The 21,569-nt window shown below is 65.2% G+C and carries 19 protein-coding genes; 17 read left to right on the forward strand and 2 right to left on the reverse strand.

From position 1 onward, the window contains the following. Nucleotides 1–465 precede the first annotated feature (465 nt). From gyrA to cysM, 16 genes are all read left to right on the forward strand, one after another. Entirely contained in the window at nucleotides 466–3,069 is a 2,604-nt protein-coding gene (gene gyrA, locus CFB47_RS05285) for a DNA gyrase subunit A (RefSeq protein ID WP_089439493.1), read from the forward strand. 83 nt (nucleotides 3,070–3,152) lie between these two features. After that, complete coding sequence (locus tag CFB47_RS05290; protein WP_011351329.1) at nucleotides 3,153–3,752, forward strand: DUF2059 domain-containing protein; 600 nt, start codon at nucleotides 3,153–3,155, stop codon at nucleotides 3,750–3,752. A gap of 155 nt (nucleotides 3,753–3,907) precedes the next feature. Then, nucleotides 3,908–4,990 (forward strand): 3-phosphoserine/phosphohydroxythreonine transaminase, encoded by a 1,083-nt coding sequence (serC, locus tag CFB47_RS05295; protein ID WP_089460586.1) that lies wholly within the window; start codon nucleotides 3,908–3,910, stop codon nucleotides 4,988–4,990. A gap of 33 nt (nucleotides 4,991–5,023) precedes the next feature. After that, on the forward strand, nucleotides 5,024–6,106 hold the full coding sequence (gene pheA, locus CFB47_RS05300; RefSeq protein ID WP_011351331.1) for a prephenate dehydratase: 1,083 nt from the start codon (nucleotides 5,024–5,026) through the stop codon (nucleotides 6,104–6,106). Nucleotides 6,107–6,292: 186 nt separating this feature from the next. Next, complete coding sequence (locus tag CFB47_RS05305) at nucleotides 6,293–7,219, forward strand: prephenate dehydrogenase/arogenate dehydrogenase family protein (protein WP_089424800.1); 927 nt, start codon at nucleotides 6,293–6,295, stop codon at nucleotides 7,217–7,219. A 13-nt stretch (nucleotides 7,220–7,232) separates the two neighbouring features. Continuing rightward, a complete protein-coding gene (gene aroA / locus CFB47_RS05310; RefSeq protein ID WP_089460587.1) occupies nucleotides 7,233–8,537 on the forward strand; it encodes a 3-phosphoshikimate 1-carboxyvinyltransferase in 1,305 nt (434 codons plus the stop codon). 13 nt (nucleotides 8,538–8,550) lie between these two features. Next, on the forward strand, nucleotides 8,551–9,237 hold the full coding sequence (cmk, locus tag CFB47_RS05315) for a (d)CMP kinase (protein ID WP_039343267.1): 687 nt from the start codon (nucleotides 8,551–8,553) through the stop codon (nucleotides 9,235–9,237). A 141-nt stretch (nucleotides 9,238–9,378) separates the two neighbouring features. After that, on the forward strand, nucleotides 9,379–11,091 hold the full coding sequence (gene rpsA, locus CFB47_RS05320; protein WP_011544885.1) for a 30S ribosomal protein S1: 1,713 nt from the start codon (nucleotides 9,379–9,381) through the stop codon (nucleotides 11,089–11,091). Nucleotides 11,092–11,113: 22 nt separating this feature from the next. Next, nucleotides 11,114–11,437, forward strand: coding sequence for an integration host factor subunit beta (locus tag CFB47_RS05325; RefSeq protein ID WP_006486894.1), 324 nt, complete (start codon nucleotides 11,114–11,116; stop codon nucleotides 11,435–11,437). Between the two features lie 210 nt (nucleotides 11,438–11,647). After that, on the forward strand, nucleotides 11,648–11,941 hold the full coding sequence (locus CFB47_RS05330; protein WP_021157458.1) for a lipopolysaccharide assembly protein LapA domain-containing protein: 294 nt from the start codon (nucleotides 11,648–11,650) through the stop codon (nucleotides 11,939–11,941). Nucleotides 11,942–11,994: 53 nt separating this feature from the next. Further along, on the forward strand, nucleotides 11,995–13,167 hold the full coding sequence (gene lapB / locus CFB47_RS05335) for a lipopolysaccharide assembly protein LapB (protein WP_089439497.1): 1,173 nt from the start codon (nucleotides 11,995–11,997) through the stop codon (nucleotides 13,165–13,167). 90 nt (nucleotides 13,168–13,257) lie between these two features. Next, the gene (locus CFB47_RS05340; RefSeq protein ID WP_089455809.1) at nucleotides 13,258–14,658 is read left to right on the forward strand and encodes a UDP-glucose/GDP-mannose dehydrogenase family protein; all 1,401 of its coding nucleotides are present in this window, start codon (nucleotides 13,258–13,260) and stop codon (nucleotides 14,656–14,658) included. 7 nt (nucleotides 14,659–14,665) lie between these two features. Further along, nucleotides 14,666–15,616, forward strand: coding sequence for a D-glycero-beta-D-manno-heptose-7-phosphate kinase (gene rfaE1, locus CFB47_RS05345; RefSeq protein ID WP_069247435.1), 951 nt, complete (start codon nucleotides 14,666–14,668; stop codon nucleotides 15,614–15,616). A 63-nt stretch (nucleotides 15,617–15,679) separates the two neighbouring features. Then, nucleotides 15,680–16,672: an ADP-glyceromanno-heptose 6-epimerase gene (gene rfaD, locus CFB47_RS05350; RefSeq protein WP_039343257.1), complete on the forward strand. Its 993-nt coding sequence runs from the start codon at nucleotides 15,680–15,682 to the stop codon at nucleotides 16,670–16,672. Nucleotides 16,673–16,746: 74 nt separating this feature from the next. Beyond that, nucleotides 16,747–17,088 carry a helix-hairpin-helix domain-containing protein gene (locus tag CFB47_RS05355; protein ID WP_089439500.1) on the forward strand — a complete coding sequence of 114 codons (342 nt, stop codon included), beginning with the start codon at nucleotides 16,747–16,749 and terminating at the stop codon, nucleotides 17,086–17,088. A gap of 211 nt (nucleotides 17,089–17,299) precedes the next feature. Then, nucleotides 17,300–18,202: a cysteine synthase CysM gene (gene cysM, locus CFB47_RS05360; RefSeq protein ID WP_089439501.1), complete on the forward strand. Its 903-nt coding sequence runs from the start codon at nucleotides 17,300–17,302 to the stop codon at nucleotides 18,200–18,202. Nucleotides 18,203–18,281: 79 nt separating this feature from the next. Here cysM and mltB read toward each other — a convergent pair whose 3' ends face one another. Then, nucleotides 18,282–19,625: a lytic murein transglycosylase B gene (gene mltB / locus CFB47_RS05365; protein ID WP_089460588.1), complete on the reverse strand. Its 1,344-nt coding sequence runs from the start codon at nucleotides 19,623–19,625 to the stop codon at nucleotides 18,282–18,284. Between the two features lie 43 nt (nucleotides 19,626–19,668). Between mltB and CFB47_RS05370 the strand changes: the two genes are divergently transcribed. Beyond that, on the forward strand, nucleotides 19,669–20,592 hold the full coding sequence (locus CFB47_RS05370) for a histone deacetylase family protein (RefSeq protein WP_011351344.1): 924 nt from the start codon (nucleotides 19,669–19,671) through the stop codon (nucleotides 20,590–20,592). 30 nt (nucleotides 20,593–20,622) lie between these two features. Here CFB47_RS05370 and CFB47_RS05375 read toward each other — a convergent pair whose 3' ends face one another. Next, nucleotides 20,623–21,543 (reverse strand): alpha/beta hydrolase, encoded by a 921-nt coding sequence (locus CFB47_RS05375; RefSeq protein ID WP_089460589.1) that lies wholly within the window; start codon nucleotides 21,541–21,543, stop codon nucleotides 20,623–20,625. Nucleotides 21,544–21,569 lie beyond the last annotated feature (26 nt).

Genomic DNA, 21,569 nt, shown 5'->3' on the forward strand with positions numbered 1-21,569 from the left:
GAAGTATAACATTGGTGCGGCACAAAAAACGCGGCGCCGCCTCTGTGTAGACTTCGAGCAGCGTCTAACTTTCAGTGCGTTGGCATTTTGCCATATCGTTCCCTTCCTACGAAAAAAAATCCTCCCCACCCCAAGATCGCTTCAACTTTGTGGTGCATGCGCAACACTGACCTGCCGTAACTTTTAGGAATTGTCAAGAGTGTGGCGGCGAAATTGCGCCGATGGAGGCAGTTGTTTACTCGTGCGCGAGGAACACGTGACGCGGCATTCATCTGTGATGACGAGCCGGGTGCGATTGCGGTGTGCAATGGCGGCCGATTCGTCGACGCCGCGATTTTTGCTATTCATATATAGAGGGGGCGAATTGGCGGCTGATGGGCGCATGTTAGAATCTCGCGTTGCGTTGCGCATGCAGCGCCCACGCGAAAGGCGTTCGCCGTCTTCGCTCCGAAACGATACGGATACATGGATCAATTCGCCAAAGAGACCCTGCCCACCTCCCTAGAAGAGGAAATGCGCCGTTCGTATCTCGATTACGCGATGAGCGTGATCGTCGGACGTGCCCTCCCGGATGTCCGCGATGGCCTGAAACCCGTGCACCGGCGCGTGTTGTTCGCGATGCACGAACTGAACAACGACTGGAACCGCGCGTACAAGAAGTCGGCGCGTATCGTCGGTGACGTGATCGGTAAGTACCACCCTCACGGCGACACCGCGGTCTACGACACGATCGTGCGGATGGCGCAGGACTTCTCGCTGCGCTACATGCTGATCGACGGGCAGGGCAACTTCGGCTCGATCGACGGCGACAATGCCGCGGCGATGCGTTACACCGAAATTCGCATGGCGAAGATCGGTCACGAGCTGCTCGCCGACATCGACAAGGAAACGGTCGATTTCGAGCCGAACTACGACGGCAACGAAATGCAGCCGTCGGTCCTGCCGTCGCGCATCCCGAACCTGCTGATCAACGGCTCGTCGGGTATTGCGGTCGGCATGGCGACCAACATCCCCCCGCACAACCTGAACGAAGTCGTCGACGCGTGCCAGCACCTGCTGGGCAACCCGGAAGCGACGATCGACGAGCTGATCGAGATCATCCCGGCGCCGGATTTCCCGACGGCCGGCATCATCTACGGCGTCGCCGGCGTGCGCGACGGCTATCGCACCGGGCGCGGCCGCGTCGTGATGCGCGCGGCCACGCACTTCGAGGAGATCGACCGCGGCCAGCGGATGGCGATCATCGTCGACGAGCTGCCGTACCAGGTGAACAAGCGCTCGCTGCTCGAGCGGATCGCCGAGCTCGTCAACGAGAAGAAGCTCGAAGGCATCTCCGACATCCGCGACGAGTCCGACAAGAGCGGCATGCGCGTCGTGATCGAGCTCAAGCGCGGTGAAGTGCCGGAAGTGGTGCTGAACAACCTGTACAAGGCGACGCAGCTCCAGGATACGTTCGGCATGAACATGGTCGCGCTCGTCGACGGCCAGCCGAAGCTGCTGAACCTGAAGGAAATCCTGCAGTGCTTCCTGTCGCATCGACGCGAAGTGCTGACGCGCCGCACGATCTACGAACTGCGCAAGGCCCGCGAACGCGGCCACGTGCTCGAAGGTCTCGCGGTCGCGCTCGCGAACATCGACGAGTTCATCGCGATCATCAAGGCCGCGCCGACGCCGCCGATCGCGAAGGCGGAGTTGATGGCGAAGCCGTGGGATTCGTCGCTCGTGCGCGAGATGCTCACGCGTGCCGAGAGCGAGAACGCGGCGGCCGGCGGCCGCTCCGCGTACCGCCCGGAAGGCCTGAACCCGGCGTTCGGCATGCAGGCCGACGGGCTGTACCGCCTGTCCGACACGCAGGCCCAGGAAATCCTGCAGATGCGTCTGCAGCGCCTGACCGGCCTCGAGCAGGACAAGATCATCGGCGAGTACCGCGAAGTGATGGCCCAGATCGCCGACCTGCTGGACATCCTCGCGCGCCCCGAGCGGATCACGACGATGATCGGCGAGGAGCTGACCTCGGTGAAGGCCGAGTTCGGCGACGCGCGCCGCTCGAAGATCGAGCTGAACGCGACCGAGCTGAACACCGAAGACCTGATCACGCCGCAGGACATGGTCGTCACGATGTCGCATGCGGGCTATGTGAAGTCGCAGCCGCTGTCCGAGTACCGTGCGCAGAAGCGCGGCGGTCGCGGCAAGCAGGCGACGCAGATGAAGGAAGACGACTGGATCGAGACGCTGTTCATCGCGAACACGCACGATTACATCCTGTGCTTCTCGAACCGCGGCCGCGTGTACTGGGTCAAGGTCTATGAAGTGCCGCAGGGCTCGCGCAACTCGCGCGGCCGCCCGATCGTCAACATGTTCCCGCTGCAGGAAGGCGAGAAGATCAACGTCGTGCTGCCGGTCAAGGAGTTCTCGGCCGACAAGTTCATCTTCATGGCAACGTCGCTCGGCACCGTGAAGAAGACGCCGCTCGAGGCATTCAGCCGTCCGATGAAGAAGGGCATCATCGCGGTCGGCCTCGACGAAGGCGACTTCCTGATCGGCGCGTCGATCACCGACGGCGCGCACGACGTGATGCTGTTCTCGGACTCCGGCAAGGCCGTGCGTTTCGACGAGAACGACGTGCGTCCGATGGGTCGCGAGGCGCGCGGCGTGCGCGGCATGCAGCTGGAAGACGGGCAGCAGGTCATCGCGATGCTGGTTGCCGGCAGCGAGGAGCAGACGGTGCTCACCGCGACCGAGAACGGTTACGGCAAGCGCACGCCGATCACCGAGTACACGCGTCACGGCCGCGGCACGAAGGGTATGATCGCGATCCAGACGTCCGAGCGTAACGGCAAGGTCGTGGCGGCAACGCTCGTCGACGCCGAGGATCAGATCATGCTGATCACGACGGCCGGCGTGTTGATTCGCACCCGTGTCTCGGAGATTCGCGAGATGGGGCGTGCCACGCAAGGTGTTACACTCATCAGTCTCGATGAGGGTACCAAGCTCTCTGGCCTGCAGCAGATCGCGGAGGCCGAAGAGGGAGAGGGCGAAGCCGACGAGGCGTCGGACGGCGAAGCCTGAAGAACGGATGAGACTCTAGCCGCCGCAGGCGCGAAGCGCCGCGGCCGGCGAGCAACCATTCATATTTCCAAAAGGGAGTGATGATGCAAAAGCAATTCAAGCAACTGGTTCTGCTGGCTGCACTGGTGCCGACGTTCGCGATGGCGCAAGCGCTGTCGAATTCCGCACCGGCAGCCCCGGCAGCAGCTGCGCCGATCGACGCCGACAAGAAGGCAGCGATCAAGGATCTGCTCGACGCGATCGACGCGCCGAAGCTCGTGTCGGCAATCGGCAACAGCGCCGAAATGCAGGCCAAGCAACTCGTCCCGGCGATCCTGTCGGACGCGCTGTCGGAAAACAAGACGCTGAACGACAAGCAGAAGCAGGCTGCCGTTCCGACGCTGCAGAAGAACGCGGTGCCGAAGCTGGTTGACGGCGCAGGCAAGGTGTTCGGTACGCAACAGTTCCAGAACGACGCGATGTCGGCTCAGTACGACGCCTACGCGAAGTACTACAGCACGTCGGAGATCAAGGATCTGACGACGTTCTACAAGAGCCCGACGGGCCGCAAGTTCATCCAGGTTCAGGATCAGGTCGGTCGCGACGTGGTCAACGGCCTGATGCAGAAGTACATGCCGCAAGCTATCCAGGCAACGCGCACGCAGGCTGACAAGGAAGTCGCTGCAGTCAAGCCGGGCAAGTAAAGCCGTCCGGGCACGCCCCCGGCCGTTCGGCCGGGTTTGGCGGGAGCCTGACGACAGTGCGATAATGGCCGTTTGCGCGCGAGCGCAAGCGGCCATTTCTTTTCTGGCGCGTTCTGCCGGCGGCGAGCCGGTCGCGTCCCTCCGAGGTTTTCACGATGCGCGTCTTTAATTTCTCCGCCGGCCCTGCGGCGATGCCCGAGGAAGTGCTGCGGCAAGCGGCCGACGAAATGCTCGACTGGCATGGCAGCGGCATGAGCGTGATGGAAATGAGCCATCGCGGCAAGGAATTCATGTCGATCCACGAGGCCGCGCTGACCGACCTGCGCGACCTGCTCGGCGTGCCGGCCAGTCACCGGATCCTGTTCCTGCAGGGCGGCGGTATCGCGGAAAACGCGATCGTGCCGATGAACCTGCTCGGGTCGCGCAAGACGGCCGACTTCGTCGTCACGGGCTCGTGGTCGCAGAAGTCGTTCAGCGAAGCGAAGAAATACGGCACGCCGCATCTCGCCGCCACCGGCAAGACGGAAGACGGCTTCACGCGTGCGCCCGCGCGCGCCGAATGGCAGCTGTCGGACGATCCGGCCTACGTGCATCTGTGTACCAACGAGACGATCGACGGCGTCGAGACGTTCGAGATTCCCGATCTCGGCGACGTGCCGCTGGTCGCGGATGTCTCGTCGCACATCCTGTCGCGTCCGATGGACGTCGCGAAGTACGGCGTGCTGTTCGGCGGCGCGCAGAAGAACATCGGGATGGCCGGCGTGACGCTCGTGATCGTACGCGAGGATCTGCTCGACCGCGCGCTGTCGATCTGCCCGTCCGCGTTCGAATGGAAGACCATCGCCGCGAACAACTCGCTGTACAACACGCCGCCCACCTACGCGATCTACATCGCGGGCCTGGTGTTCCAGTGGCTGAAGCGGCAGGGTGGCCTCGAAGCGATCGAGGCCCGCAATATCGAAAAGGCGAAGCTGCTCTACGACACGATCGACGCGAGCAGTTTCTATCTGAACAAGGTCGAGCCGGCAGCACGTTCGCGGATGAACGTGCCGTTTTTCCTGGCCGACGAAACGCGCAACGAAGACTTCCTTGCCGGCGCAAAGGCGCGCGGGCTGCTGCAGCTGAAGGGCCACAAGTCCGTCGGCGGCATGCGGGCGTCGATCTACAACGCGGTGCCGCTCGAGGGCGTGAAAGCGCTCGTCGAGTACATGAAGGATTTCGAGCAGCGCGGCGCCTGACGGCGGCGCTGTTCAAACAGCACGGCAAAACGCATGGACGACGAACTGAATTCCCGCCTGAAACCGCTGCGCGATCGCATCGATGCGATCGACGCGCAGCTGATCGCGCTCCTGAACCAGCGCGCCGCGGTGGCGCTGGAGGTGGGCGAGGTCAAGAAGCATTTCAACGCGCCGGTGTTCCGGCCGGAGCGCGAGCTGCAAGTGATCGCCCGGCTGCAGGACATGAGCGCGGGGCCGCTCGCGAGCGAGCACATCAGCGCCATCTGGCGCGAGATCATGGCCGCGAGCCGCGCGCTCGAGCAGACGATCCACGTCGCGTTCCTCGGGCCGGTCGGCACGTATAGCGAGCAGGCGATGCTCGAGTATTTCGGCCAGTCGATCGAAGGGCTGCCGTGCCCGTCGATCGACGAGGTGTTCCGCTCGGTCGAGGCCGGCGCGTCCGCGTTCGGTATCGCGCCGGTCGAGAATTCGACCGAAGGCGCCGTGTCGCGCACGCTCGACCTGTTGCTGCAGACGCAATTGCTGATCAGCGGCGAACTCGCGCTGCCGATCCATCACAACCTGCTGACGCAGAGCGGCACGCTCGACGGCGTGAAGCGCGTCTGCGCACACGCGCAGGCGCTTGCGCAATGCCAGCAGTGGCTCGCGGCGAATGCGCCGCAGCTCGAGCGGCAGGCGGTGGCGAGCAACGCGGAGGCTGCGCGTCTCGCGGCGGCCGATCCGACCGTCGCGGCGATCGCGGGCGACCGCGCGGCCGCACATTACGGCTTGCAGATCGCGTTCTCGCTGATCCAGGACGATCCGCACAACCGCACGCGCTTCGTGATCGTCGGCAAGCAGCCGGCCGGGCAGAGCGGTCACGACCAGACATCGCTGATCGTGTCGGTGAAGAACGAACCGGGCGCCGTGTTCAAGCTGCTCGAGCCGCTCGCGCGGCACGGCGTGTCGATGACGCGCTTCGAGTCGCGTCCGGCGCGCGTCGGCACGTGGGAGTACTACTTCTACATCGACATCGAAGGGCACCGGGACGATGCGTCGGTTGCGGCCGCGCTCGCGGAACTCGGCCAGAAGGCCGCGTTCCTGAAGATACTCGGTTCGTATCCGCGCGCACGCTGATGCGTGGCGCCCCGTCGCCTGTTTGCGCAGGCGTTGGGGCCACGCGGGCAGGGCAGGCCGATCGGTGCTGCCGAAGGCGGGTTCGGGCGGCATCCGGCGCAGGTTGCGCCGGATGCGGTCCCGTGGCCCTGAATCTGGAATTCCGTGTGCGGGGCGTCGTCCTGTGCGCGTAACTTGGCTCTTGTCGTGTCAGGCTTTGCATTCAATAAACTGGTCATCTTCGGCGTCGGCCTGATCGGCGGATCGCTGGCCCGCGCGCTGCGCGAGCGCGCGCCGGGCGGCGCGGGCGAGGTTGTCGGCGTGGGCCGTTCGCGTGCTTCGGTCGAGCGTGCGCTCGCACTCGGCGTGATCGACCGCGCGGCGGCGCTCGACGACGACGCGCAATTGCGCGACGCGTTGACTGGCGCCGATCTGGTGCTGCTGGCGGCACCTGTCGCGCAGACGGGCCCGTTGCTCGCGCGCATCGCGCCGTGGCTTGAAGCGGCGACGATCGTCACCGATGCGGGCAGCACCAAGTCCGATGTCGTTGCGGCCGCGCGCGAAGCGCTCGGCGCGCGGATCGCGCAGTTCGTGCCGGGTCACCCGATCGCCGGCCGCGAGTCGAGCGGCGTCGAGGCCGCATTGCCGGATCTGTACGTCGGCCGCAACGTCGTGCTGTGCCCGCTGCCGGAGAACGCCCCCGAATCGGTCGCGCGAATCGACGCGATGTGGCGTGCGACCGGCGCCGACGTGCGCACGATGAGCACGGAGCAGCACGATCGCGTATTTGCGTCGATCAGCCACCTGCCGCACGTGCTGTCGTTCGCGCTCGTCGAGCAGATCCTCGGCGAGGCCGACGCGGAACTGAAATTTTCGTACGCGGCAGGCGGCTTCCGCGATTTCACGCGCATCGCGGCGTCGAGCCCGGAGATGTGGCGCGACGTGTGCGTCGCGAACCGCGCGGCGCTGCTCGATGAGCTCGATGGCTACACGCGGGTGCTCACGCGGCTGCGCGCGGCGATCGATGCCGGCGACGGCGCGGCGCTCGAAGCGGTGTTCACGCGCTCGCGCGCTGCGCGCAAGGCATGGCAGGAGCGCGGCGGTACGCCCGCTGCCGAACCGGTCAAGAAATAACAGGACGATTCCCATGGACTATCTCGATCTCGGCCCGTACTCCAGTGCATCGGGCACCGTGCGCCTGCCCGGCTCGAAAAGCATTTCGAACCGCGTGCTGCTGCTCGCGGCGCTTGCCGAAGGCGAAACCACGATCACCAACCTGCTCGACTCCGACGATACGCGCGTGATGCTCGACGCACTCGGCAAGCTCGGCGTGAAGCTCGCGCGCGATGGCGACACCTGCGTCGTGACGGGCACACGCGGCGCATTCACCGCGAAGACGGCCGACCTGTTCCTCGGCAACGCGGGCACGGCCGTGCGGCCGCTGACCGCCGCGCTCGCGGTGAACGGCGGCGACTATCGCGTGCACGGCGTGCCGCGCATGCACGAGCGGCCGATCGGCGATCTCGTCGACGGTCTGAGGCAAATCGGCGCGCAGATCGACTACGAGCTGAACGAAGGCTACCCGCCGCTGCGGATCAAGCCGGCGAGCATTTCCGTCGACGCGCCGATCCGCGTGCGCGGCGACGTGTCGAGCCAGTTCCTCACGGCGCTGCTGATGACGCTGCCGCTCGTGAAGGCGAAGGACGGCAAGATCGTCGTCGAGGTCGATGGCGAGCTGATCTCGAAGCCGTACATCGACATCACGATCCGGCTGATGGAGCGCTTCGGCGTGACCGTCGAGCGCGACGGCTGGCAGCGCTTCGTCGTGCCGGCCGGCGTCCGCTACCGCTCGCCGGGGCGGATCATGGTCGAGGGCGATGCGTCGTCCGCGTCGTACTTCCTCGCGGCCGGCGCGCTCGGCGGCGGCCCGCTGCGCGTCGAAGGCGTGGGGCGGGCGAGCATCCAGGGCGATGTCGGCTTCGCGAACGCGCTGATGCAGATGGGCGCGAACGTGACGATGGGCGACGACTGGATCGACGTGCGCGGCATCGGCCACGACCACGGCAAGCTCGAGCCGATCGACATGGACTTCAACCTGATCCCCGATGCGGCGATGACCATCGCGGTCGCGGCGCTGTTCGCGAACGGCACGAGCACGCTGCGCAACATCGCGAGCTGGCGCGTGAAGGAAACCGACCGCATCGCCGCGATGGCGACCGAGCTGCGCAAGGTCGGCGCGATCGTCGAGGAAGGCCCGGACTACCTCGTCGTCACGCCGCCGGAAAAGCTCACGCGGAACGCGGCGATCGATACGTACGACGATCACCGGATGGCGATGTGCTTCTCGCTCGTCAGCCTGGGCGGCGTGCCCGTGCGGATCAACGATCCGAAGTGCGTCGGCAAGACGTTCCCCGACTATTTCGACCGCTTCGCCGCGCTCGCCAAAGCCTGACCCCACTGTTCTGATGAAATCGACCCGACCCTTTCACCCGACTCCCGTCATCACGATCGACGGCCCGACTGCTTCCGGCAAGGGCACCGTCGCCGCGCTCGTCGCCGCGCATCTTGGTTTCCATCTGCTCGACAGCGGCGCGCTGTACCGGCTCGCCGCGCTCGCGAGCGTGCGCTACGGCATCGAGGCCGAGGACATCGACGCGCTGGTGAAGCTGATCGACGATCTCCACATCACGTTTCGCGAAGGCTGCGCGCAGCTCGACGGCGTCGATGTGTCGAACGACATCCGCGCCGAAGCGGTCGGCAACCGCGCGTCGGCGATCGCCGTACACGGGCCGGTGCGCACCGCGCTCGTCGCGCGCCAGCGCGCGTTCCGCAAGACGCCGGGCCTCGTCGCGGACGGGCGCGACATGGGTACCGTGATCTTCCCGGACGCCGTGCTGAAGGTGTTCCTGACGGCCAGCGCCGAGGCGCGCGCGACCAGACGGCATAAGCAATTGATGCAAAAAGGTTTTTCTGCTAATATTGATGACTTGCTCCGGGATCTCCGTGAACGTGATGCGCGCGACAGCAATCGCGCGGCCGCGCCGCTCAAGCCCGCAGCAGATGCCAAGCTGCTCGATACGTCGGCGCTGTCGGTCGACGAAGCGGTCGACCAGGTGCTGCAGTGGTACCGGGCGCTCGGCCAGCCGGCCTGAGAAGGCGGGCAGCGGTAGGTGCTCAGCGCGTAAGTGCGGAGCGTGTTTCGAACCCTTAACCCCGTGTGGACCTCGATCTGGCCCTTTCAGCCTGCCATTCCGGCCGGCGTGGCGCAGCGATCCATGCACAATCAGATTTTTATGTCCGACCTGCAAACCTCTACCCCGAATACTGAATCTTTCGCGGCTCTGTTCGAAGAGTCGCTGACCCGCCAAGACATGCGCGCCGGCGAAGTGATTTCCGCCGAAGTCGTGCGCGTCGACCACAACTTCGTGGTCGTCAATGCAGGCCTGAAGTCCGAGGCTTACATTCCGATCGAGGAATTCCTGAACGATCAGGGCGAGGTTGAGGTGCAGTCGGGCGATTTCGTGTCCGTCGCGATCGACGCACTCGAAAACGGCTACGGCGACACGATCCTGTCGCGCGACAAGGCGAAGCGCCTTGCATCGTGGCTGTCGCTGGAAAAGGCGCTCGACAACAACGAACTCGTCACCGGCACGATCACCGGCAAGGTGAAGGGCGGCATGACCGTGATGGTCAACGGCATCCGCGCGTTCCTGCCGGGTTCGCTGGTCGACACGCGTCCGGTCAAGGACACGACCCCGTACGAAGGCAAGACGCTCGAGTTCCGCGTGATCAAGCTCGATCGCAAGCGTAACAACGTCGTGCTGTCGCGTCGTGCAGTGATCGAAGCAACCCAGGGCGAAGAGCGCGCGAAGCTGCTCGAGACGCTGAAGGAAGGCGCGATCGTCAACGGCGTGGTCAAGAACATCACCGACTACGGCGCGTTCGTCGACCTCGGCGGCATCGACGGCCTGCTGCACATCACCGACATCGCATGGCGTCGTGTGCGTCACCCGAGCGAAGTCCTGTCGGTTGGCCAGGAAGTCACCGCGAAGATCCTCAAGTTCGACCAAGAGAAGAACCGCGTCTCGCTGGGCATCAAGCAACTGGGCGACGATCCGTGGGAAGGCATCTCGCGCCGTTACCCGTCGGGCACGCGCCTGTTCGGCAAGGTCACGAACATCACCGACTACGGCGCATTCGTCGAAGTGGAATCGGGCATCGAAGGCCTCGTCCACGTGTCGGAAATGGACTGGACCAACAAGAACGTTGCTCCGTCGAAGGTTGTCCAGCTGGGCGACGAAGTCGAAGTCATGGTCCTCGAGATCGACGAAGACCGTCGTCGTATCAGCCTCGGCATGAAGCAGTGCAAGCCGAATCCGTGGGATGACTTCAGCCGCAACTTCAAGAAGGGCGACAAGATCACGGGCGCAATCAAGTCGATCACCGACTTCGGCGTGTTCATCGGTCTGCCGGGCGGCATCGACGGCCTGGTTCACCTGTCGGACCTGTCGTGGAGCGAAGCTGGCGAAGAAGCTGTTCGCAAGTACAAGAAGGGCGACGAAGTCGAAGCAATCGTGCTCGGTATCGACGTCGAGAAGGAACGTATTTCGCTGGGCATCAAGCAGCTCGAAGGCGACCCGTTCAGCAACTACGTTGCAATGAACGACAAGGGCTCGATCGTCGACGGCGTCGTGAAGACGGTCGATGCGAAGGGTGCGGTCGTTACGCTGACGGGTGACATCGAAGGCTACCTGCGCGCGTCGGAAATCTCGCAGGATCGCGTCGAAGACGCACGCAACGTGCTGAAGGAAGGCGACAAGGTCAACGCGATGGTGATCAACATCGATCGCAAGTCGCGCGGCATCAACCTGTCGATCAAGGCGAAGGATTCGGCTGAACAACAGGAAGCGATCCGCGGCCTGCAGTCGGACTCCAGCGCTGCTGCGACCGGTACGACCAACCTCGGCGCGCTGCTGAAGGCGAAGCTCGACGGCCAGAACCAGTAAGCCTCACGAGGTCTGCTGAAGTATGACCAAATCCGAGTTGGTCGCGCAGCTGGCATCGCGATTTCCGCAACTTGTCCTCAAGGATGCGGATTTCGCGGTGAAAACGATGCTCGATGCGATGTCTGACGCCCTGGCGAAAGGGCATCGCATTGAAATTCGGGGTTTCGGCAGCTTTGGCCTCAACCGTCGCCCGGCGCGCGTCGGACGCAACCCGAAGTCAGGGGAGAAAGTGCAGGTGCCCGAGAAGTTCGTGCCGCACTTCAAGCCTGGCAAGGAATTGCGCGAACGCGTCGACGGCCGCGCCGGTGAGCCGCTGAAGGCTGATGATCCGGACGACGAGCGTTGAGCGTCATCCGGTTTGCCCGGAACCCATCCGGCGAAGGCTGAAAAGAAAAGCGCCCCTTGCGGGCGCTTTTTTCATTTCCGGCGATCGCCGCGCAACGGCGGCGCGCAGGATCTGCGCAGCCGCGGAAACGCATCCTTTACAATACGGGTCGATTCGGCGCGACGAAGGGGAGTCGCGCGCCGCGGCAAACCTCAACAAAGAGAGGGCTTCATGAAGTTTATCGTCTGGCTGATCCGGGTATTGGTGTTCGTACTGCTGCTGGTGCTTGCGCTGGCCAATACGCAAACCGCGACGCTGAATTTCGTTGCCGGCTATTCATGGCAAGCGCCGCTGATCCTGATCGGCCTGGCGTTCTTCGCCGTTGGGCTGCTGGCCGGCTTGCTGTCCGCGCTGCCTTCGATCTTCCGCCTGCGTCTCGAGAACGGGCGCCTGAAGCGCGATCTGCGTGCGGCGCGCGAAACGCCGGCCGTCATCGACCAGCCGCCGATGCCGCCCGTCATTTAACACGGACGCCGCGCGATCATCGCGCGGTTTTCGTCTCTGCTTCGATATTTCGCATGGATCTGGATTTTTGGTGGTTGCTCGCGATTCCGGTCGCATTCGCGCTGGGTTGGGCGGCGTCACGCTATGACCTGAAGAATCTCCTGTCGGAGAGTGCCAACCTGCCGCGATCGTATTTTCGCGGCCTGAATTTTCTGTTGAACGAACAACCCGACAAGGCGATCGATGCGTTCATCGAGGTCGCCAAGCTCGATCCCGAGACGGTCGAGCTGCACTTCGCGCTCGGCAACCTGTTTCGCCGCCGCGGCGAGACCGATCGTGCGATCCGCGTGCACCAGAACCTGCTGAGCCGCACGGACCTGCCGGTCAACGAGCGTGACCACGCGCTGTACGAGCTCGGCCAGGATTTCCTGAAGGCCGGGCTACTCGATCGTGCCGAAGAGGCGTTTCACAAGCTCGCCGACGGCGATTACGCGCTCGGCGCGCAGCGGGCGCTGCTGACGATCTACGAGATCGAGAAGGACTGGAACAAGTCGATCGATACGGCAAAGCGCATCGAGTCGATGAGCGACAAGCCGCTTGGCGTCGAAATCGCCCAGTTCCACTGCGAACTCGCGCAGGATGCGCTACAGCGCAAGAACGCGGCAGCGGCCGCCGAGCAGCTGCGCCTGGCGCTGGCCGTGAACCCGCAGAACGTGCGCGCGACGGTGCTGTCCGGTGACGCGGCGGAAGCCGAGGGCAACCACGCGGCCGCGATCGAGCACTGGAAGCGCGTCGAGGCGCAGAATCCCGCGTATCTGCCGCTCGTCGCCGACAAGCTGATGAAGGCGTATGTCGCGCTCGGCAAGCATGCCGAAGGCGCCGAGCTGCTGATGGGGTATATCGACCGCTATCCGTCGAACGACCTGCTCGACATCGCGTACCAGCACATCGCGGGGTTGCGCGGCCAGGAGGCGGCGCACACGCTCGCGCGCACGCAGATGGAGAAGTCACCGAACCTGTCGGGGATGCTGCATCTGCTCGACGCGCAAATCGCCGCGGCCGACGAACCGCGCCGTAAGGAACTTGAAATGATGCGTGCGCTGATCAAGCAGCGCACGAAGAATCTGCCACGGTATACGTGCCAGAATTGCGGTTTCCGGGCACGGCTCTTCTATTGGCAGTGCCCCGGATGCAGCGGCTGGGAAACCTATGCGCCGCGCCGCGTCGAACCTGCGATGCCGGGCTGATCCCGGCACGCGGAGCCAACGCGCTGCGGTTGTCGCCGGGCTCGTCCCGGCGGCCAAGTTAGTCAATTACCGGGAAGTACCGGAACATCTATGAAAATCACCATCATCGGCACCGGCTATGTCGGTCTCGTCACGGGCGCGTGCCTCGCGGAGATCGGTCACGACGTCTTCTGTCTCGACGTCGATCAGCGCAAGATCGACATCCTGAACAACGGCGGGATGCCGATTCACGAACCGGGGCTGCTGGACATCATCGCGCGCAACCGCGCGGCGGGGCGCCTGCGCTTCTCGATCGATATCGAGGCGAGCGTCGCGCACGGCGAGATCCAGTTCATCGCCGTCGGCACGCCGCCCGACGAGGACGGCTCGGCCGACCTGCAGTACGTGCTCGAAGCCGCACGCAACATCGGCCGCCACATGACGGGCTTCAAGGTGATCGTCGACAAGTCGACGGTGCCGGTCGGCACCGCGCAGCGCGTGCGCGGCGTGGTCGACGAGGCGCTTGCCGCCCGCGGTCTGGCAGGCAGCGTCGCGCATCGCTTCTCGGTCGTGTCGAACCCGGAGTTCCTGAAGGAAGGCGCCGCGGTCGAAGACTTCATGCGTCCGGACCGGATCATCATCGGCGTCGACGACGACGAGACGGGCACGATCGCGCGCGAGAAGATGAAGAAGCTTTACGCGCCGTTCAATCGCAACCACGAGCGCACGATCTACATGGACGTGCGTTCGGCCGAATTCGCGAAATATGCGGCGAACGCGATGCTTGCCACGCGCATCTCGTTCATGAACGAGATGTCGAATCTGGCCGACAAGGTCGGCGCCGACATCGAGGCCGTGCGCCGCGGGATCGGCTCCGATCCGCGCATCGGCTATCACTTCCTGTACGCCGGCGTCGGCTACGGCGGCTCGTGCTTTCCGAAGGACGTCCAGGCGCTGATTCGCACGGCCGGTGAGAACGGCCAGCCGCTGCGTATCCTCGAGGCCGTCGAGGCGGCCAACTATGCGCAGAAGGACGTGCTGATCAGCAAGATCGAGCAGCGCTTCGGCGCCGACCTGAGCGGCCGCGAGTTCGCGGTCTGGGGCCTGGCGTTCAAGCCGAACACCGACGACATGCGCGAGGCGCCGAGCCGTCGCCTGATCGCCGCGCTGCTCGAACGCGGCGCGACCGTGCGTGCGTACGATCCGGTCGCGGTCGACGAGGCGCGGCGCGTGTTTGCGCTCGATTTCGGCACCGATCCGGACGCGCTGGCGCGGCTGCATCTCGTCGAGACGCAGGACATCGCCGTGACGGGGGCGGACGCGCTCGTGATCGTGACCGAATGGAAGGAATTCCGGAGCCCCGACTTCACGCGCCTGAAGGCCGAACTGAAGGCACCGGTGATCTTCGACGGTCGCAATCTCTATGAGCCGGATGCGATGGCCGAACTGGGCATCGACTACTACGCGATCGGCCGGCCGTATGTCGATCCCCAGTCGTCCACCCGTGGCTGACCACACGATGAATACTCTTCGCGAAGTCGTTCCGGTGCCGCGCGAGCAGCTCGCGCGCTCGCGTGTGCTTGTCGTCGGCGACGTGATGCTCGACCGTTACTGGTTCGGCAACGTCGATCGCATTTCGCCTGAAGCGCCGGTGCCGGTCGTGCACGTGCAGCGTCAGGAAGAGCGCCTCGGCGGTGCGGCCAACGTCGCGCGCAACGCCGTGACACTCGGCGGCCAGGCCGGGTTGCTGTGCGTCGTCGGGTGCGACGAACCCGGCGAGCGGATCGTCGAGCTGCTCGGCAGCAGCGGCGTGACGCCGCATCTCGAGCGCGACCCGGCGCTGCCGACCACGATCAAGTTGCGCGTGCTCGCGCGCCAGCAGCAACTGCTGCGCGTCGACTTCGAGGCCATGCCGACGCACGAGGTGCTGCTCGCGGGGCTCGCGCGCTTCGATGCGCTGCTGCCTCAGCACGACGTCGTGCTGATGTCGGATTACGCGAAAGGCGGCCTGACGCACGTCACGACGATGATCGAGAAGGCGCGTGCGGCCGGCAAGTCCGTCCTCGTCGACCCGAAGGGTGACGACTGGGCACGCTATCGCGGCGCGTCGCTGATCACGCCGAATCGCGCTGAACTGCGCGAAGTGGTCGGGCAGTGGAAGTCGGAAGACGATCTGCGCGCGCGCGTCGCGAAGCTGCGCGCGGAACTCGGCATCGACGCGCTGCTGCTCACGCGTTCGGAAGAAGGGATGACGCTGTTTTCCGCCAGCGGCGAACTGCACGCACCGGCGCTCGCGCGCGAGGTGTTCGACGTGTCGGGCGCGGGCGATACCGTGATTGCAACGGTCGCGACGATGCTCGGCGCGGGCGTGCCGCTCGTCGACGCCGTCGTGCTCGCGAATCGTGCGGCAGGCATCGTGGTCGGCAAGCTCGGCACGGCCACGGTGGACTACGACGAACTGTTTCACTGAGCGCATGCGGTGGCGCGACGAGCGCGCCGCACGCATGGCTCGCACTTTTCAGGCAGGACGATCATGACCCTCATCGTCACCGGCGCAGCCGGTTTTATCGGCGCGAACATCGTCAAGGCGCTCAACGAGCGCGGCGAAACGCGCATCATCGCAGTCGACAACCTGACGCGTGCGGACAAGTTCCGGAATCTCGTCGATTGCGAGATCGACGACTATCTGGACAAGACGGAATTCGTCGAACGTTTCGCACGTGGTGATTTCGGCAAGGTACGCGCGATTTTCCACGAAGGCGCCTGTTCGGACACGATGGAAACCGACGGCCGCTACATGATGGACAACAACTTCCGCTACAGCCGCGCGGTGCTCGACGCCTGCCTCGCGCAGGGCACGCAGTTCCTGTACGCATCGTCGGCCGCGACCTATGGCGGATCGACGCGCTTCGTCGAGGAGCGCGAGGTCGAGGCGCCGCTGAACATCTACGGCTATTCGAAGTTCCTGTTCGACCAGGTGATCCGTCGCGTGCTGCCGACCGCGAAGAGCCAGATCGCCGGCTTCCGCTATTTCAACGTGTACGGCCCGCGCGAGACGCACAAGGGGCGCATGGCGTCGGTCGCGTTCCACAACTTCAACCAGTTCCGTGCGGAAGGCAAGGTGAAGCTGTTCGGCGAGTACAACGGCTATGCACCGGGCGAGCAGACGCGCGACTTCGTGTCGGTCGAGGACGTGACGAAGGTGAACCTGTTCTTCTTCGATCATCCTGAGAAGTCGGGCATCTTCAACCTCGGCACGGGCCGTGCGCAGCCGTTCAACGATATCGCGTCGACGGTCGTGAACACGCTGCGTGCGCTCGACAACCAGCCGCCGCTGACGCTCGCGCAGCAGGTCGAGCAAGGGCTAATCGAATACGTGCCGTTCCCCGATGCACTGCGCGGCAAGTACCAGTGCTTCACGCAGGCCGATCAGACGAAGCTTCGCGCGGCCGGCTACGACGCACCGTTCCTGACCGTGCAGGAAGGAGTCGACCGCTATGTGCGTTGGCTATCTGGCCAGGTTTAAGCGGAAGCGTTGCATCGATAGACTGGGTCTCACGGTCGGCAGCCGCCGGCCGTTTTTCATCGGAGATCCAGCACATGATCAGGAAATGGTTGGCCGCAGCGGCAATGCTCGGCACGATCGCGTCGGCCTGGGCGGCCGTTGACGTCAACACCGCGAACGAGGATGCACTCGTCGGCATCAAGGGCATCGGCCCGGCTCGGGCGAAGGCGATTCTCGACGAACGCGGCGCACGCGGTCCGTTCAAGAATGCGGAAGATCTCGCGTCGCGCGTGAAAGGCATGGGCGGCCATACCGTCGAGCGGCTTCAGCAGGAAGGCCTGACGATCGGCGCGGCCGGCACGGGTGCCACGCCGCCGGCACCGGGCAAGCCGCTCGGCAAGCCCGCGGCACCGCCTGCCCGCACGGCACAGAAGTAACGCGACGCGCGCGACCGACAACGAGCTCCTTCAGTCGCCATCATTGCGACGGCTTCCCGCGGCATGCCGCGGGTTTTTTGCGTGGGCGCGGTGTCTGCGGTGGCGGGTTGCACGGCACGCGTATTCCATCGTCGCAATGGGGTTGCCGGCGTGAGCAGCGGTGCTGGTTTACAATCGATCGATTGATCGGCCTCGTACTCACGGTATATCCATGGCTTACAAAACTATCGAAGACACGATCGGCAATACGCCGCTCGTCCAACTGGTCCGCTTGCCGGACGATGAAATTCGCGCGCGCAACAACGTGCTGCTCGCGAAGCTCGAAGGCAACAATCCGGCTGGTTCCGTGAAGGATCGTCCGGCACTGTCGATGATCAGCAAGGCCGAGGCGCGCGGGCGCATCAAGCCGGGCGATACGCTGATCGAGGCGACGAGCGGCAATACGGGTATCGCACTGGCGATGGCGGCGGCGATCCGCGGCTACAAGATGGTGCTGATCATGCCGGAGGACCTGTCGGTCGAGCGCCGCCAGAGCATGGCTGCCTACGGCGCCGAAATCATCCTGACGCCGGTGAAGGGCGGGATGGAGCTGGCGCGCGATCTCGCGGACCAGATGCAGCGCGAAGGCAAGGGCGTGATCCTCGACCAGTTCGCGAACCCCGACAATCCGATTGCGCACTACGAAGCGACCGGCCCGGAAATCTGGCGCGATACCGAAGGGCGCATCACGCACTTCGTGTCGGCCATGGGCACGACGGGCACGATCATGGGCACGTCGCACTATCTGAAGGAACAGAATCCGGCGATCGAGATCGTCGGTGCGCAGCCGGAAGACGGTTCGCGCATTCCCGGCATCCGCAAGTGGCCGGAAGCGTACATGCCGACCATCTTCGATCGCAGCCGGGTCGACCGCGTCGAGAACGTGAGCCAAGCCGCGGCGGAAACGATGGCGCGCCGGCTCGCGTCGGTCGAAGGCATCTTCGCGGGCATTTCGTCGGGCGGCGCATGTGAAGTCGCGATGCGCATCGCGCGTCAGGTCGAGAATGCGACGATCGTGTTCATCATCTGCGATCGCGGCGACCGCTACCTGTCCACGGGCGTGTTCCCTGCCTGAACGCGGGCAGGTGCGCGCAACCCGCGTGCGATAAAAAAAGCGCCGCTTGTGCGGCGCTTTTTCTTTGAGCGGCTGGTACTTATTGCGACTCGGTGTCGACGGTGGCCGGCTGAAGTGCGCCGCTCGCTTCCATCTGCGCCTTCACCGCCTCGCCAAGCTGGTACACGGTGAGCGCATAGAAGAAGCTGCGGTTGTAGCGCGTCAGCACATAGAAATTCTTGAGGCCGAGCATGTACTCGGTCGCACGCCCCGGCGACGGCAGGTCGACCACCGTCACCGGGGTACCGCCTTCGGTCGTGATGTTGACCGTCGGCTCGTTCAGCGTCATGCCTGCGCGCAGCAGTTGCGACAGCGCCCAGTGCGGCTCGGGCTGGCCGTCGGCCGCGGCTTGGGCGATCCCCAGGCTGCCCGTATCGGGCGTGATCTGCCAGACTACCGGGCGGTCGGTTTCCCAGCCGTGCTGCTTCAGGTAGTTCGCGACGCTGCCGATCGCATCGACAGGACTGCTGCGTAGGTCGACATGGCCCGTGCCGTCGAAGTCGACCGCATACTCGCGGATGCTGCTCGGCAGGAACTGCGGAATCCCGATCGCGCCCGTATATGAGCCGAGCACGGTGGTCGGGTCGAGCTGGTTGTCGCGCGTCCAGACCAGGAAGTCCTCGAGGTTCTTGCGGAACGTCGCCTGGCGGCTGTCGCGATTCGGCGTGTCCGGATAGTCGAACGTGAGCGTCGTCAGCGCGTCGAGCACGCGGAAATTGCCCATGTAGCGGCCGTAGATCGTCTCGACGCCGATGATGCCGACGATCACCTCGGGCGGCACGCCAAACTGCTCGGATGCGCGCTGCAGCGTTGCCTGGTTCGCCTTCCAGAATTTCACGCCCGCGTTGATGCGGATCGGCTCGATGAAGCGCGAGCGATAGACGCGCCAGTTCTTGACCGTCGGCGACGGCGCCGGCTTCACGAGCTTGACCGCTGTCGCCGAATAGCTGATGCGCGAGAACAGCGCATGCAGGCTCGCGGAGTCGAAGCCGTTGCGGCTGACCATCTCGTCGATGAACGCATCGACCTTCGCGTTGTTCGCGTAACGCTGCGGAACAATTTCCTCTTCGAAGGTCTGGCCTGGTGGCGTCGGCTGCTGCGGCTGGGCCTGTGCGACGAGCTTGCCCGCGGACTTCGCGGGTTGCGTCTGCGCGCCGGCAGGCGCGGTGCCGAGGGCCGCGACCATAGCGGCCGCGACGAGCGGCACGCGAGCACGGAACAGCGCGGAGAGAAGGGCGGCAGGCTTGCTGGAATTCATGTCGAAGCGGGCGGACAAGGCGATTGGGTTCGGCGCAGTATACCCGACGGATCCGGCGCGCCGGGGCGTGGCGGGCCCCCGTTGTGGTAAGTTAGCGGCGAATTCGCGGCAGACGATGGACATCATTGATGGAGACCTGCGGTGCACCGTGCGCCGCGGATGACAGCTTATGGCAACCGCTTTCTATACGCACCCCGACTGCATGCTGCACGAGATGGGGGAATGGCATCCGGAATGCCCGGCCCGCCTGTCGGCGATCCAGGATCAACTGATCGCGAGCCGCATCGACGACCTGATCGTGCACGAAACCGCGCCGTTCGCGAGCGAGGTGGCGCTCGGCCGGGTGCATACGCAGGCGCACATCGACTACATCCGGAGCATGACGCCGGTCGACGGCTACGTCGAGATCGATCCCGATACGTTGATGAACCGCGATACGTGGCGTGCGGCGCTGCGCGCGGCCGGTGCCGCGATCGCGGCGACCGACGCGGTGATCGAAGGCCGCTATGCGAATGCGTTCTGCGGCGTGCGCCCGCCCGGCCACCACGCGGAGCCCGCGCGCGCGATGGGTTTCTGCTTCTTCAACAACGTCGCGATCGCCGCGCGGCACGCGCTCGACGTACACGGTCTGGAGCGCGTGGCGATCATCGATTTCGACGTGCATCACGGCAACGGCACCGAGGCCGCATTCGCGAACGACGAGCGCGTGCTGATGTGCAGCTTCTTCCAGCATCCGCTGTACCCGTTCTCGGGCGTCGATCATCAGGCGCCGAACATGGTCAACCTGCCGATGCCCGCGCGCAGCAACGGGATGGCGATCCGCGAAGCCGTCGACATGTTCTGGCTGCCGCGCCTCGATGCGTTCAAGCCGCAGATGCTGTTCGTGTCGGCGGGTTTCGATGCGCATCGCGAGGACGATATCGGCAACCTCGGCCTCGTCGAAGCCGACTTCGAATGGCTGACCGCTCAGATCGTCGACGTGGCCCGCCGGCATGCGCAGGGCCGCATCGTGAGCTGCCTCGAAGGCGGCTACAACCTGTCCGCGCTCGGGCGCAGCGTCGTTGCGCACCTGCGCGTGCTGGCCGGGATCTGATTACCGATTAACCGGCCGGGCCGGGCGCGCTCAGCGCGCCGGCACGCGCGCGTGAATCCACGCGATCAGCGCGTCGATCACGCGATCGCGTTCGAGATCGTTCATCGTTTCGTGAAAGCCACCTTCGTAGAGCGTCAGCGTGCGATCGGGCGAGCCGACGCGCGCGCCGAACGCCCGGCTGCCGTCGGGCTCGGTCAGCTTGTCCTCGGTCCCGTGATAGACGAGCACCGGAACGCGTAGCCCACCGCGGCCGCTTTCGATGCGCGCCATCGCGTCGAGAATCTCCGCACCAGTGCGCGCGGGCACCGCGCCGTGATGCACGAGCGGATCGGCACGATTGGCCGCGACGATGGCCGGATCGCGCGACAGCAGTGCCGCATCGATCCTGATGGCAGGGAAGGTCGGCCAGACGCGGCTGATGACGCGGCTCACCGCGAGCATCCAGCGCGGCACGTCGCGCCCTGGCGCGAGCGCCGGGCTCGACAGCACGAGGCCCGTCAGCAGGTGGCCGCGCGTCGGCGCGCGTTCGATCACGTACAGCGCCGCGACCGCGCCACCCATGCTGTGCCCCATCAGGAACAGCGGCGAATTGCCGCGCGCGGCTTCGGCGACAAGCGCATCCGCATCGTTCAGGTAGCCGTCGAAGCGCTCGACCCACGCGCGCTTGCCGGCAGACTGGCCGTGCCCGCGCAGGTCGATCGCGAGCACGTCTATGCCGGCCGCATTCAGCCGGCCGGCGAGCGCAGCATAGCGGCCCGCGTGTTCGGCAAGACCGTGAACGAGCGCGATCGTCGCGCGCGGCGGCGTGGAGCCATCGCCGGCGGACCACCGGTACGACGCCAGTTCGAGCCCGTCCGCGGTACGCAGCCGGCCCATGGTGGGCGCCGGCGGCGACGAAGGCGCCGGTCCGGCGGTGGCGGGCGTGGCGGCCGGCGTCGTGGTGGCGGTCATCTGGTATGTCCCCTGTCGGTTGGCAT

It is taken from the genome of Burkholderia sp. AU27893 (genome assembly GCF_002223205.1).
In the GTDB taxonomy this organism is placed as follows: Bacteria; Pseudomonadota; Gammaproteobacteria; order Burkholderiales; family Burkholderiaceae; genus Burkholderia.

Excerpts from the sequence above, each read along its gene's own strand:
- gyrA (WP_089439493.1), top strand. The coding sequence starts at position 466 with ATGGATCAATTCGCCAAAGAGACCCTGCCCACCTCCCTAGAAGAGGAA.
- CFB47_RS05290 (WP_011351329.1), top strand. The coding sequence starts at position 3,153 with ATGCAAAAGCAATTCAAGCAACTGGTTCTGCTGGCTGCACTGGTGCCG.
- serC (WP_089460586.1), top strand. The coding sequence starts at position 3,908 with ATGCGCGTCTTTAATTTCTCCGCCGGCCCTGCGGCGATGCCCGAGGAA.
- pheA (WP_011351331.1), top strand. The coding sequence starts at position 5,024 with ATGGACGACGAACTGAATTCCCGCCTGAAACCGCTGCGCGATCGCATC.
- aroA (WP_089460587.1), top strand. The coding sequence starts at position 7,233 with ATGGACTATCTCGATCTCGGCCCGTACTCCAGTGCATCGGGCACCGTG.
- cmk (WP_039343267.1), top strand. The coding sequence starts at position 8,551 with ATGAAATCGACCCGACCCTTTCACCCGACTCCCGTCATCACGATCGAC.
- rpsA (WP_011544885.1), top strand. The coding sequence starts at position 9,379 with ATGTCCGACCTGCAAACCTCTACCCCGAATACTGAATCTTTCGCGGCT.
- CFB47_RS05325 (WP_006486894.1), top strand. The coding sequence starts at position 11,114 with ATGACCAAATCCGAGTTGGTCGCGCAGCTGGCATCGCGATTTCCGCAA.
- CFB47_RS05330 (WP_021157458.1), top strand. The coding sequence starts at position 11,648 with ATGAAGTTTATCGTCTGGCTGATCCGGGTATTGGTGTTCGTACTGCTG.
- lapB (WP_089439497.1), top strand. The coding sequence starts at position 11,995 with ATGGATCTGGATTTTTGGTGGTTGCTCGCGATTCCGGTCGCATTCGCG.
- CFB47_RS05340 (WP_089455809.1), top strand. The coding sequence starts at position 13,258 with ATGAAAATCACCATCATCGGCACCGGCTATGTCGGTCTCGTCACGGGC.
- rfaE1 (WP_069247435.1), top strand. The coding sequence starts at position 14,666 with ATGAATACTCTTCGCGAAGTCGTTCCGGTGCCGCGCGAGCAGCTCGCG.
- rfaD (WP_039343257.1), top strand. The coding sequence starts at position 15,680 with ATGACCCTCATCGTCACCGGCGCAGCCGGTTTTATCGGCGCGAACATC.
- CFB47_RS05355 (WP_089439500.1), top strand. The coding sequence starts at position 16,747 with ATGATCAGGAAATGGTTGGCCGCAGCGGCAATGCTCGGCACGATCGCG.
- cysM (WP_089439501.1), top strand. The coding sequence starts at position 17,300 with ATGGCTTACAAAACTATCGAAGACACGATCGGCAATACGCCGCTCGTC.
- mltB (WP_089460588.1), bottom strand. The coding sequence starts at position 19,625 with ATGATGTCCATCGTCTGCCGCGAATTCGCCGCTAACTTACCACAACGG.
- CFB47_RS05370 (WP_011351344.1), top strand. The coding sequence starts at position 19,669 with ATGGCAACCGCTTTCTATACGCACCCCGACTGCATGCTGCACGAGATG.
- CFB47_RS05375 (WP_089460589.1), bottom strand. The coding sequence starts at position 21,543 with ATGACCGCCACCACGACGCCGGCCGCCACGCCCGCCACCGCCGGACCG.